This is a genomic window from Nocardia sp. NPDC005745 (assembly GCF_040630775.1).
Taxonomy (GTDB): Bacteria; Actinomycetota; Actinomycetes; order Mycobacteriales; family Mycobacteriaceae; genus Nocardia.
Window position 1 is genome coordinate 201,364 of record NZ_JBEXYF010000006.1, and the last position, 12,495, is coordinate 213,858.

At 67.6% G+C, this 12,495-nt stretch carries 9 protein-coding genes and 1 pseudogene; 6 read left to right on the forward strand and 4 right to left on the reverse strand.

Going from position 1 to position 12,495, the window contains the following annotated elements; all coding sequences use genetic code 11:
* Positions 1 to 174 precede the first annotated feature (174 nt).
* The 4 genes and pseudogenes from sigC to ABZ420_RS09250 form a co-directional block, all read left to right on the forward strand.
* Positions 175 to 708: pseudogene (sigC, locus tag ABZ420_RS09235) on the forward strand (RNA polymerase sigma factor SigC); the annotation flags it as partial.
* 125 nt (positions 709 to 833) lie between these two features.
* The gene (locus tag ABZ420_RS09240; protein WP_357119312.1) at positions 834 to 1,472 is read left to right on the forward strand and encodes an ABC transporter ATP-binding protein; all 639 of its coding nucleotides are present in this window, start codon (positions 834 to 836) and stop codon (positions 1,470 to 1,472) included.
* Positions 1,469 to 2,311, forward strand: a complete 843-nt coding sequence (locus tag ABZ420_RS09245) for a metal ABC transporter permease (protein ID WP_357119315.1) — start codon at positions 1,469 to 1,471, stop codon at positions 2,309 to 2,311. The genes ABZ420_RS09240 and ABZ420_RS09245 overlap by 4 nt, the downstream gene beginning before the upstream one ends.
* Positions 2,308 to 3,093 carry a zinc ABC transporter substrate-binding protein gene (locus ABZ420_RS09250; RefSeq protein ID WP_357119318.1) on the forward strand — a complete coding sequence of 262 codons (786 nt, stop codon included), beginning with the start codon at positions 2,308 to 2,310 and terminating at the stop codon, positions 3,091 to 3,093. Before ABZ420_RS09245 ends, ABZ420_RS09250 begins: the two co-directional genes overlap by 4 nt.
* A gap of 58 nt (positions 3,094 to 3,151) precedes the next feature.
* On the opposite strand, the gene ABZ420_RS09255 is transcribed toward ABZ420_RS09250, so the two are convergent.
* Both ABZ420_RS09255 and ABZ420_RS09260 read right to left on the reverse strand, forming a co-directional pair.
* Positions 3,152 to 4,789, reverse strand: coding sequence for a class I adenylate-forming enzyme family protein (locus ABZ420_RS09255; protein ID WP_357119321.1), 1,638 nt, complete (start codon positions 4,787 to 4,789; stop codon positions 3,152 to 3,154).
* Positions 4,786 to 6,585, reverse strand: coding sequence for a CoA transferase (locus ABZ420_RS09260; protein WP_357119324.1), 1,800 nt, complete (start codon positions 6,583 to 6,585; stop codon positions 4,786 to 4,788). Before ABZ420_RS09260 ends, ABZ420_RS09255 begins: the two co-directional genes overlap by 4 nt.
* A gap of 123 nt (positions 6,586 to 6,708) precedes the next feature.
* Between ABZ420_RS09260 and ABZ420_RS09265 the strand changes: the two genes are divergently transcribed.
* A complete protein-coding gene (locus tag ABZ420_RS09265) occupies positions 6,709 to 7,884 on the forward strand; it encodes an acyl-CoA dehydrogenase family protein (RefSeq protein WP_357119327.1) in 1,176 nt (391 codons plus the stop codon).
* A 7-nt stretch (positions 7,885 to 7,891) separates the two neighbouring features.
* Here the strand turns inward: ABZ420_RS09265 and ABZ420_RS09270 are convergent, their stop codons facing one another.
* Both ABZ420_RS09270 and ABZ420_RS09275 read right to left on the reverse strand, forming a co-directional pair.
* Complete coding sequence (locus ABZ420_RS09270; protein ID WP_357119330.1) at positions 7,892 to 8,944, reverse strand: hypothetical protein; 1,053 nt, start codon at positions 8,942 to 8,944, stop codon at positions 7,892 to 7,894.
* Positions 8,945 to 9,056: 112 nt separating this feature from the next.
* Positions 9,057 to 10,232, reverse strand: a complete 1,176-nt coding sequence (locus tag ABZ420_RS09275) for an MFS transporter (protein WP_357119333.1) — start codon at positions 10,230 to 10,232, stop codon at positions 9,057 to 9,059.
* A gap of 299 nt (positions 10,233 to 10,531) precedes the next feature.
* Here ABZ420_RS09275 and ABZ420_RS09280 point away from each other — a divergent pair, with 299 nt between their 5' ends.
* A complete protein-coding gene (locus ABZ420_RS09280; RefSeq protein ID WP_357119336.1) occupies positions 10,532 to 12,490 on the forward strand; it encodes a cytochrome c oxidase assembly protein in 1,959 nt (652 codons plus the stop codon).
* Positions 12,491 to 12,495 lie beyond the last annotated feature (5 nt).

Sequence of the window (12,495 nt, forward strand, 5' to 3'; positions counted from 1 at the left end):
GTGCGCACCACGCGTCCGGCTGCCGGTCTCTCCGCACCACCGAATGGCGGTGTCGTGAACAGAAATCGTGCAAATGTTTTCTCTTTCTCTGCTGTCGGCTGCCCGCCGCGGCGACGGTCCTTCTCCCCGAGCGCTTGGAAGCGCTGAGCGCCTTCCCATGTGCCGGACGCGTCGATGTGGAGGCCGCGGATGTCCGACGAACTCCTGACCGCGCTGGCGTTGTCGGCTGGTGCAGGCAACCGAAAAGCTCTGGAGCAGTTCATCCATTCGACGCAGCGCGATGTATGGCGTTTCGTCGCGCACCTGACCGATGTCCAATCCGCTGACGACCTGACCCAGGAGACGTTCTTGCGGGCCATGGGCAGTCTGCCGCGGTTCGCCGGGAATTCGACCGCACGAACCTGGCTGCTGTCGATCGCTCGCCGCGTGGTGGTGGATCGGTTCCGCAATGTCGCCGCCCGTCCGAGGACTACTCACGTGCCGGAATGGTCGCAAGTTCTCGAGCAGCGCCCTGATCGGCGTGCACCGGATTTCGCCGAAGAGGTGGCGTTGAACGACCTGCTGTGCAGTCTGCCGCAAGAGCGGCGCGAGGCGTTCGTCTTGACCCAAGTCTTGGGTATGTCTTACGCCGAGGCGGCGCAGACGGTGGGCTGTCCGGTCGGCACGATCCGTTCCCGGGTGGCCCGCGCTCGCGAAACCCTTGTCTCGGTGGTGCGAGGAATCGATGGGTCCGCCAACGACGGTGATCATGTCGCGGAACCAATGGGCGTGGTGGTGCGACTACTTCCGGGCACACCGGTCGGCGTGCGGGTGACGGCCCGAAAGGAGGTGGGATGATGGCAGGGCTGAACCTGCGCTTGCGGGGAGTGTCGTGCCGGCACGGACGTGTCGACGTGGTCAGTGCTGTCGACCTAGACATACCGGCCGGTCAACGGGTCGCATTGACCGGCACCAACGGCTCCGGCAAGACGACGCTGCTGCGCGCGGTGATCGGCCTGCACACGGCTGTGCGGGGCGAGATCTCCGTCGGAGGCCGCGGTGGCCGCACATCGGCGGACTACCTGTGGCGGCGGCGGGTGTGCGGGTGGATTCCCCAGCGGCCCGCGGCGGGCCGATTCCCGCTGCTGGCCGGTGAGCTCTTGGCCAGTAGCGGAGACGCCGGGCACGCACAGGCGATGGCGACGCGGCTGGGCGTAGGCGAGTTCCTCGGCCGACCACTCGACACGCTCTCGGGCGGGCAACTGCAGCGTATGCACCTGGCCCGCGCGGCAGGGTGCGTGGCAGCCGGTGCGAGCGTCGTTCTGGCCGACGAACCAACGGCCGCACTGGATTTCGCGGGCCAAGAAGAGGCCGCCGATGTACTTACCGAGCTACCTGTCACCCTCATCGTGGTCACCCATGACCGCGCCATGGCGCGACGTTGCGACCGAGTCCTGGAGATGGCCGCGGGCCGACTGCGGGAATTGTCGTGAACGGGCCCGCGCAGGTGTTCGATCTACTCGGAATGGGGTCGGTGCAGCGTGCCGGTGTGGCGCTGTTGGTGGGCTCGGTCGGGCTGCCGGTGGTCGGCGTCGCCATCGTGGGACTGGACATCATCCCGGTTCGGTTCGCGATGATGCACGTCGCGCTGCTGGGTGCTGCTGTCGGCATGCTGACCGGATGGGATCCGGCGTTGTGCGGCCTGCTCGCGTGCGCGGTCGCCGGGGCTGGGATCAGTCCCTTAGCCCGCACGCCGGAAACGCTCTCCGGTGCGATGGGGTTGCTGATGAGTCTGGCCGTCGCGGCGGCGTTGCTGGTGCTGGCGATGGCCGGAGTGAACGCATCGGCGGCGTTTTCGCTGCTGTGGGGTTCGATTCTCGCCGTCCGGGTCCAGGACGTCGTCGTGTTGGCGGTGCTCGCGGTGGTAGTGCCGGTGCTGTTCTGGTGGCGAAGACGTGATCTGGCGCTGCTGTTGCACGATCGCGAGCTGGCGTTGGTTTCCGGTGTGGCGGTGGGGCGGCTCACGCTGATTCTGCTGGTGCTGATCGCGGTTGCGGTGGCCGGAGCGATCCGGCTGACCGGTGCGCTTCTCGTGGATGCGCTCACATTGCTGCCGGCGCTGGCTGCGCGGCGGTTGGGCCGCTCGCTGATTTCGATCATCGTCTGGAGTGTCGGTATCGGCGTTGCCGTGAATCTCGTCGGATTCCTTCTGGCGCTGGCCTTCGACCTTCCTCCTGGGCCGGTGCTGGTCCTTACCGCGGGCGCAGTTGCTTTCGCGGCTCATCTGATTCCTGAACGGAGAACACTCTCATGGCACGCTTTCGACCATTGACCACCGGTTCGAGCCTGACGACGAGCGCGGTCGCGGCAATCGTGTTGCTGGGCGGCTGTTCCAGCTCTGGAGGCGAGCAACACGACCACCATGGCCACGCTCATCCGGTGGTCGTGGCGACCACGACCTGGGAGGCGGCGTTCGCCGAAGCGGCGGGCGCCGAGGACGTGAAAGTCATCGTTCCGCCATCGGTTCGTCATGCTCCGGACTACGATCCCAAGCCGTCTGATCTGACCGCGGTGGCGGAGGCGGATTTCGTGCTCTACGCGCCGTTCGAGCCGTTCGCGGCCAAAATCAAGGAAGCTGCGGGATCGAGAGCCGAATTGATCGAAGTCGATCTGGACAACTCCGCGGACAAGGTGAAAGCCCAAGTGCAGGCGCTGGGCCGGCGTTTCGGCACCACCGAGGCGGCGCGGGCGTGGACCGCGACGTTCAGCAGCGAGTACGACAAGCTCAGCGGGGACGTTCGCTCGGCATGGCCGGGCGGGAAGCAGCCGACCGTCATCGCCCAGGTGTTCTCGACGTGGGCGGCCGACCTGGCCGGTGCGCAGATTGTGGGCACCTATGGTCCTGAAGCCGTCACGCCCGGTGAGCTGGCGGAAATGACGGCGAAGAAGCCGCGGTTCGTGCTCGACAACGCGCACATGTCCACCGGCACCGTGCTGCCGGACTCGGGTGTCGCACAGGTGTCGATTGTGAACTATCCCGAGCAGGGCGAGGACCTGCTGTCTGTCTATCGGAATGCCGCGACCACGCTGAAGAAGGCGTTCTCCGTGGCCTGATAGAACGGGCCGGGAGGAAGCGGGGCAGCCGTGGAAAACGGCTGCCCCGCAATACTTTTCAGTGACGGGCCGTCGTCAACCGAATTTGCAGTGCCGCTCGATCGGGCTTGCCCGCCGGGGTCAAGGGCAGGGCATCGAGCAGCAGGAGCGATTCGGGGTGTTTGCCGCGCTCCATGCCGTTGGCCGCCAAGTGAGCACACAACCCTTCCAGGTCGACCACGCTGCCCGGCCGTGGCACGACGCAGGCGGCGAGTCGTTCACCGAGCACGTCGTGGGGAACGCCGATGCACGCCACATCGCGGACATCGGGATGCGTGGCCAGCATGCGTTCGACTTCGGCGGGACTGATGTTCGCGCCACCGCGGATGACGATCTCCTTGAGCCGTCCGACCACGTGCAGGCGGCCTGCGGGGTCGAGTACGCCGAGGTCACCGGTGCGTACCCAGCCGTCGCTCGTGCGGTAGCGCGAGTCCAACCGGGGGTCAGCGACGTAGCACAGTGGTGTCATCGGACCGCGGGCGACTATTTCTCCGGTTTCACCCGGCGCCGCGATCCGGCCGGTGTCGACCCGGTCGATGCGGATCTGTGCCACGCGCGGGTCGGGCCGCCCGACCAGGACTCCCGAAATTCCATCCTGGGAATGAATTTCATCGATGTCCGTGTGGCAGTTGACGCCGTCGGCCGACCCGTAGAGGTTCACCACTGTGCATCCGAAAGCACGTTGCGCCTCCCGAGCGGTGGTGGCGTCGAGTTGCGAACCACCGAGCACCAGTGCCGTCAGTGCGGAGGTGTCGGTCTCGGCGGCACCGTTTTCGAGCATCATCCGGATCATGGTGGGGACGCCGAGCACATGCGTGGGACGATGCCGTTCGATCGCCGCCAACGCCTCCACCGGCGAGAAGTGATCCAGCAGAATCAGGGCGCCGCCGTGGCGGGCCAGCGTCACCGCTGTGCCGTTGCTGCCGAATGCCGTGGCGAGCGGTACGAGAAACAGGCTGCGGGGCGGTCGGTCGTCGGTCAACAGCGATGCCATGAAGTTGCCGCGGCCGCCTGCCAGCGCGTTGTGGGAGTAGGCGACCATTTTCGGTTCCGACTCCGACCCGGAGGACACCAGGATACGAGCGGCTGCGTCCGGATCAGGACGAGCCGGGACGAAGTCGTAGTCGTCGCCGGTGAACAGCTCCGCAAAAGGATCACAGCCCTCCGGCGCGGAATCGGTGCCGACGGCGACGACGAAACGCAATGTCGGCGATCGGCCGAGCAATTGCGCGAGATCTGCGGCGTGGGTGTGTCCACGGAACTGGGTGGCGGCCAGGACACCGACGGCTTCCGATCTTCGCAGCAGCGACTCGGCCTCGCGCATGCCGCGACCGGCGGGGAACGGTAGGGCGACCGCGCCCAGTGCGCCCAAAGCGAGGTCTGTGATCACGGCGGCGCGGCAGTTCGGCAGCTGGACGCCGACGACATCGCCGGCATGGACGCCTCGGGCGGCCAGACCGGTGGCCAGCTGCCGGGCCAAGGTGTCCAATTGCGCGTAGGTCACCTCGCCCTCGTTGTCCGCCAGCGCCGTTCGGTGCGGGTGCTGGCAGCGGCGTGCCCGGAACAGCGAATACAGGTCCAGGTCGGGGTAGCTGCCGTCAGCCGCCCAGGTCCTGCGTAGCTTGCGGGGGACCAGATCGTGTAGTGCCACGCTCATCGGAACCTCCAAGGCGACGACACGGCGACGGCGCCGTGGTCGTCCCGTGTCATGGCGCCTGCGAAGCGGGTATCGGTGGGAAGGGTTGTCAGATCGGTCGTTACGGGGGTGGTGATGATGCCTCGGCCGTGAAGCATCGCGCGAGCGTCGTCGGTGGACAGCGCACGTACCTGTGCCGCGATGTCAGCTGCGGCGGCTGCGTGTTCGTCAGCGGGTGCGAGGAGCCCGTCACCGGTCGGCAAGGGGCGACGGAATCCGGCGGGTCGGCGTAGGGGATGACCGTCGCGCGCCCGGTGCAGAGCCGGTGTGGTGAGCAGCTGGGCGGCGGCGAGGAGTGAGGATTCCACGCGGACGCCACGGCCGGTGCGTTCGCGGGTGAGCAGTCCGGCAAGGATCGCTTCGGCGCCCAGCATGCCGCCCAGCACGTCGAGCAGGGTCATCGGTGACGGTATCGGTGGTTCGTCGGCTGGGCGCGCGGCCTCTCCGACAGCGGTGCGGGCTTGCACCATGAAGTCGGTGCCCATGGGTGCGCCGGGGAGCCGCTCTGCCCAGCCGCTGGTGTAGGCGTAGATAAGGCCGGGGTTGGCGGCCGATAGTGTGTGGGCGTCGAGTCCGAGTTGCTCGGCTTTGCCGGGCGCCCAGTTGTGGAGGAAGACGTCGGCGTCTGCTGCCAGTTCGAGCAACCGTCGTCGGTCGGAGGGGGACTTGATGTCGATTTCGACCGCGTCCTTGCCCCGATTGAGGGCCAGCCAGCGTGCGGAGATGTCCGAGCAGGTGGGTGGCATGCCACGTAGCGGGTCACCGCCTGGCGGTTCGATTCGCACGACGGTCGCGCCGAGCAGTCCGAGGAGGTGCGCGGCGAGTGGAGCCTGAACTCGACGCCCTGCCTCGAGCACGGTGAAGCCCGCGAGAGGACGCTCGCCGCTACATCGGCCGCGTGCCGGTAGCGCCGCAGGGATCCCCGGGTGTGGGGCCAGTTCCCATGGCAGCGTCGATTCTCCGCCGTCGTGCAGTTCCGTCGAGCGTTCGGCGAGGGTGTGTAATCGGCAGACGTCGGCGCCGGATTCGGCCGCGGCGGCCTGTACCTGCGCCCACGTGCTGCCCAGCGTGGTGTGATGCAACTCGTCGGGGATCGGAGCGCAGGCGGTGGCATAGCGGAACTGGAAGGGCCGCCATCCTTTTCGCGCCGCTTGCATGGGTGCTCGCATGGCCTGCCAGAATTCGGCCCACACCGCGACGTCCAGTGCTTCGAGTTCGAATCGAACGCCGTCGGCAGTGGTGAATGGTGGCCCACCGGGTGCCAGTGGGCTGGCTTCGTCGTCCTCGGCGCACGCCGCGGCGAGGTACTGCGAGACGGTCAGCAGCGCCACGCGGTCGAGGGAGACGTCCGCCGAGGTGACCGAAGTGCCCCTCGCGCGGCCGATGAGCGCGGCCAACAGGCCTTGGACGGCGAGTACACCGGAGGCGGTCGAGACGTAGTCCACGGCCAGTCCGCGGGGTGAGCCGTCGCGACGTCCGTGCACGAGCATCAGTCCTGCGGCGGCCTGCATGGTCGCCTCGTCGCATACCTCACTGTCCGGCCTGCCCCAAGACAAGCGGGTCTGGACCGTCGCGCCGTCGGCATCGGTGAGAGTCAGCGCGTCATGCTCGCCTGTGGAAGGTTCAGCGCCCAGCAGCCGCAGGTGCTGCGCCGCGATCGAGACCGGACCCGGCGGTCCACCGGTCTCGAGCTGCACCCCCTGCAATGGTTTCGCCGTCAGTTGGTTGTCGGAGGTCCGCGTAGCGCCGAGTGTCATGGCTCTCCTTCTCGAACAGAGTGACCGCCGCGGGAACTCGGTGGCGATCGCCGCCGACCACTCCCGCGGACAACAGCAGTCGCAGCGCGGGGACGTCGAGTTCCCGGCAGACCAGGAGAAGCCATGGACCCGTTTGCCTCTTACACCCGTATGTCCGCCGGCGGGGTCGACGGCACCTCGCTGCGTGAGCGTGTGGAAGCATTTGTGGCAGAACGAGTGATGCCGCAGGAGGTTCTGCTGGACGCAGGTGGCGCCGGCGCTGCGGCAGTGCGTTCGCAGTTGACCGATGCCGCGCGGGCGGCCGGGCTGTGGGCGTTGCCGCTGCCGAGGGATCTGGGTGGTCAGGGACTTCCGTTCGGCGAGTATGTGTGCTTGGCCGAGGCCGAGGGCGCCAGTGATCACGGGCCCGCGGTACTCGGCTCGGCCTCGCTGCTGGATGTGCGGATGTTGCAGCGTCATGCCGGTGACCGCGTTCGGGAGAGCTACCTGAAGCGACTGGTTTCCGGGGAGATGCGTGCCGCGTACGCGATGACCGAACCCGACGCACCGGGCACCGATCCGACGTTGACGGCCACCCGAGCGACGGAGGCGCCGGACGGTTCGTGGGTCCTGTCCGGTCGCAAATGGTTCGTCAGCGACGCCCAGGACGCCGATGTGATCACTGTTCTGGCTCGCACCGACGGGCGGGCTTCGGATCGGGATGGATTGTCGTTGCTGCTGGTGCCGACGGACACTCCGGGCTTCCGGCTCGTGCGTGAACTTCCCGTCCTCGGTGTGGGTGGGCAGTGGGAGATCGTCTTGGACGAGGTCCGGCTGCCGAAAGACCATCTCATCGGCGAGCGGGGAGGTGCGTTGCCGATCGCGCGGCAGCGACTGCAACTGGGCCGGACGTTGCGCTGTCTGCGTTGGCTCGGCCAGGCGCAGCGGGCCTATGACCTGATGTGCGAGCGAGCTCGCACGCGCAGTCAGTCGTCGGGAACGCTGGCGCAGCGCCAGCTGGTGCAGCAGCATGTTTTCGAGTCACTGCTGGCCATCCGGAGCACCCGGCCGCTGGTGCACAAGGCGGCCGCGCTCCTCGACGCGGGTCATGACGCTCGCGTGGAGTCCGGTTTGGCGAAGGTGGCCGCGGCGCGGACACTGCAACAAGTGGCCGATTCCGCGATCCAGGTGTACGGGGCTGCTGGGCTGGGACCGGATACCGCACTGCCGGGACTGCTGCGGATGGGGCGGATGGCGCGCTTGCTGGATGGCCCGGACGAACTGCACATCACCTCTGTGGCCAGGTCGATACTGCGCTGAGGCCGCGTCAGGTGTCGAAGGGAGCGACCAACCCGGTCTGCATGGCCAGAGCCGAGGCGAAGAAGAAATTGCCCCAGATCAGCTCATGGCTGGTGGCAAGCCCGCGGCCGAAGTCATAACATCCGCCACCCAGCCTGCCCCCGGGTTGCTGGGTGCCGGGACCACTCAGGAAGTCGGTGACCAGCCGTCGGGTGATCTCGGTGGCTCGCAAACGCATCGCCGAAGATTGTGCTGTGTGTGATTGTGCAGCAGCAAGTTTCAGGAGCGCAACTGCCTCGATCGCGGCGGCCGAGGTGTCCGGGGGCGCGTCGGGGCGGTTTTCGGCCCTGGGCACCAGTGGTTGGTCGGCGCCGAGGAGCGCGCAGGCATCGACGAGGAATTCTGGGGACAAGTACCGGCAGGCGTCGGCCAGCGCGAGCAGGAGCCAGGCCCGGCCTCGGCTCCACCCGCGCTGCGGTTGCGGCGAGGGCAGCCACGTGCCCTCCGACCAGACCCATGCCGGCGTGCCGATCGGCGTTGTCCGCCAGAGGCTCAAGTGTGTGGCGAGATGTTCGCGGGCGATGTCCGGGCCGCGTGGGTCCATGTCCGTGGCCAGCAGCGGTACCAGGCCCGGAATTCCGTCCACCCGAGCGAGGAGGCGTGGGCCACCGAACACCGAACCCCATGGCAGTACCCCGAGACCATGATCGAAGTCGGAACGGCAATGGCGTGCGGCGCCCTCGCGGAGCGCCGATGCGCTTGCGTCTCCACCGCGCCCGGCTGCCAGAGCCGTTCCGTACCAGAGGATCAACCCGCGCGTGGAGGTGTCCGACGTCACCCAGCCGGCCAGGCGTTGTGTCGTTTCCGCGGCGGCGCTGCGATGCTCGTGCCGACCGCTTGCCAATGCACGCAGCCAGAGCAGGCCGGCCCAGAAGCCGCCGGTCCAGGATCCGCGGGAGGTGGTTGTCCATTCGCCGGAGGTACTGTCGGCGTAGAGCGGAAACCGTGTGCCGACGGCGGCGTGTGTGCTCGATACGCGGTCCATGACGGCTTCGAATGCCGCGCCTGCCCAATCCGTCACCACGGTGCGCCCCCACGCGATTCCGCCGTATGCAGCTGTTGTGAGGAATCTCGTGAAATAGTTTGTGGCCGAGTAGCTTCAGGTCTTCCGTGGCGGGTGTCGTGCATAGTCGTCACGCCTGCACCTCGACGCGGGGCGCTCGATCGCGCACTGCCCACAGCGCCGCGACCGCCGCCGCGACCGCGAATTCCGCCGCGACGATCAGCCAGCTGTTGCTGTATCCGATCGATGGCACTACGGCACCGAAAAGCGGTGGCCCTACCGCGAACCCGGCGAAGAACCCCGCCGACACCAACGCTGAGTTGCGTCCGGCTCGTCCAGGGACCGAGCGCTGAATCACCAGCACCATGGACACCGCGTTACCCGCCATACCGAAGATGCCTATGGCGATCACCGCGAGCCACACGACCCCGGTCATCAGCGCGGAAGCGGCCAGCAGCAGCGCCGCGATCCCGGATCCGAACGCCAAGCCGGCCGGCAGGACGACGGCCGCGCGCGGGTTCCCCGCCACACGGGCCCAGCCGATGCGGCCTGCGATGCCCGCTACGCCGAGCACGGCCACGAGGGTCCCCGCTGCCGCGGCGCCGAGCCCGAGCCGTCGTTCACCGAACAGCGCCAGGTAGGTGTTGATCGACGCCATGGCGGCCCCCAGAAACAGGGAATACACGGCCAGCCAGTACACAATGCCATCGGTCCCGCGTTGTTCCGGCTTACCGATGGTCGAACTGGACGTGCCGTGGTGCTGCCGCGACGGGTCGGCCGGCAGGGAACGCCACACCCACAGCACGACCAGCAGCGCGATACCCGCTGCCGTCCACACCGCGGTACGCCAGCCCGCCGAAGCGGCCAGCGCGGTGAGCGGCAATCCGGCGGCAATCGCGCCGAGCTGAACACCAGACTGTTTGGCGCCGGTCACACCTGCGCGATCGGCCGGCGGGATCGCCGCCAGGATCGCCTTGTTCGTTGCGGGGTTGGCCAGCGCCTGCGGCACGCCGCCCAGTGCCACCGCGGCGAGGAGAGCGGCGTAGGCCGGTGCGGCGGCGATGACGCCGAGGGCGACCGTGACGGTCAGCAGCAGTGTGATCAGGCATCGTCGTGGCCCCAGCAGATCCACCGCTCTACCGGCCAGCGGTGACAGCAGCGCAGCTGTCCCGAAACCGACGGTGGTGGTCAATCCCAATGCGGTGGTGGACATGCCGAGATCCGGAACGAGGCGAGGACCCAGCGCGCCGAGGATGAACAACTGGAGCATGGAGAAGGCCATGGCCGCTGTCAGTACGCCTGTCACCGAGGCTGTCGTCAGCCGGTCCCGTCCTACCGCGGGGTGTGTCTGCACTGCCGTCCTCCCAGCCACGCCACGCCGCCCGTGAGCGGCCTCGAGGTCAGATAGTCGGGTGGCGTACGGGATCGGTTCCGCCGGGGGCGGATCGGGGGCCGCCGGTCCAACCGATCGGAGAAGCCGTCGGCGGTGCAGTGGCTTCTGGTTCACTGACGTCGGGAACTTCCCGTCCGCACGATCCGACCACTATGCGCGAGCTGTCTCTTCTGGAGGCAGTAGTTTCTGGTTGGAGGTCGGGTGGATCGACGGTGGACGTGAATCGCTGGGATGTCCGTTGTGTTCGCATCGTCGCGGTGGTGGTGTCGCTGGCGCTGGTCACCGGCGCCGTGCTGGCGATGGGCGAGATTCCCTACCGCGCGGCCGGAACGGCTTATCCCGGGCTTGCGTCCGCGTTGGGCTACGCGATGTTGCGGACGGTGGCCGCGCTCGCGGGCGCGGTGACACTCGGCTCTCTGGTCTACGCGGTGTGCTGTACGCGAGTCTCCACGCAGGGCCGGATTCTGGTCGACGGCTATGCGGGCTTGCGGCTGGCCGAGCGCGCCGGTTTGGTCTGGTTCGTCTCGGCGCTGGCGTTGATACCGGTCACAGCGGCCAATTCGGGTGGGTTGAGCCTGTCGGGTCTGGTGCGCACCGGCGCGCTCGGGGCACTGCTGGAGGCGAGCGAGAAACCCAAGGCATGGGTTGTCGTCGCGGTGCTGGCCGCCGCGGTGAGTCTCGGCGCGCGGCTGACATTGTCCTGGATCGGGGTCGCCCTACTGACGTTGCCTGCGGCCGTGGCCGTGCTACCGCCCGCGTTGGTCGGCAACGCGGGCGAAGGACCGAACCACGATTACGGCACCGGCGCGATGATCCTTTTCCAGCTCGCGGTGTCGGTGGGGCCGGGGTTGTTCTGGTGCGTGGCCGAGCAGCTGCGGCGTGGTGGTTCGGACACAGCGGTCACAGCTCGGCGCGCCGTTGTCATCGGGGCCCTGTGCACAGTGACCGCGGTGGTGAGCGGGCTGGTGCTCGTGCTCGTGTTGTTGCCGTGGTCGTGTGTCTTCACGACGGGGTACGGCAGGTTGGCCCTGTTCGCAGCGGTGGGGCTGGTCGCGTCGGGGTGGACGCTGTGGCGCTCTTACCGCACTCGGGTGCCGAATGGCGAGAACGTGTGGGTATTCGCCTGGAGCGCAGCACTTTCCGCACTGATACTGAGCGTGCTGGTGGCGATGTCGGTGCAACCGGCGCCCGCGTTCGCCGACCGGTCGTTCACAGCGCAGGAGGTGTTCCTCGGTTTCGAACTGACGGATCGGCCCACTTTGTGGCGGCTGCTGGTGTCGTGGCGCTTCGATTTCGTGCTCGGGACGGCGGCGTTGGTCGGAGTGGTGGCGTACGTCCTCGGCGTGCTGCGGCTGCGTCGCCGTGGAGACCGGTGGTCACGATGGCGCACTCTGTCGTGGATGGGTGGTTGTCTGGCTCTACTGATCGCCACGTCCTCGGGCATCGGTACCTATGGTCTCGCGATGTTCAGCGTGCACATGATCACTCATATGGCCCTGAATATGTTCGTCCCGGTACTTCTTGTGCTCGGCGCGCCGGTGACGCTGTTGCTGCGGGCTTTACCCTCGGGCGCACGGTCCGCGGTGCATGGGCCGCGCGAATGGGTGCTGGCACTGTTGCATGCCAAGCCGACCGCTGTCCTGGCTTACCCCGGCACAGCGATCGCGCTGTTCGTGGTCTCGTTGTACGGGTTGTATTTCACGACACTGTTCGAGAACCTGATCCGCTACCACTGGGGCCACGTCCTGATGAACGTCCATTTTTTGATCGTCGGATACTTGTTCTACTGGGGCATCATCGGCATAGACCCGGCTCCGCGCAGGTTGCCTCATCTGGGACGGCTGGGGATGTTGTTCGCGGTGATGCCGTTCCACGCGTTTTTCGGCATCGCGATCATGTCGATGAATACCGTTGTCGGCCAGCGGTTCTACGACAATCTCCAGTTGCCGTGGGCGATCGATCCGCTGGCCGATCAGCACGTCGGGGGTGGCATCGCCTGGGTTTCCGGCGAGGTCCCGATTCTGCTGGTGGTGGGCGCGTTGCTGACGCAGTGGACGGCCCAGGATCGGCGCACCGCGGTGCGCACCGACCGCAAGGACGACGAGTACGGCGATTCCGATCTCGCCGCGTACAACGCGATGCTGGAGCAGCTGGCCCGCAGCCGTCGGTGACGCCG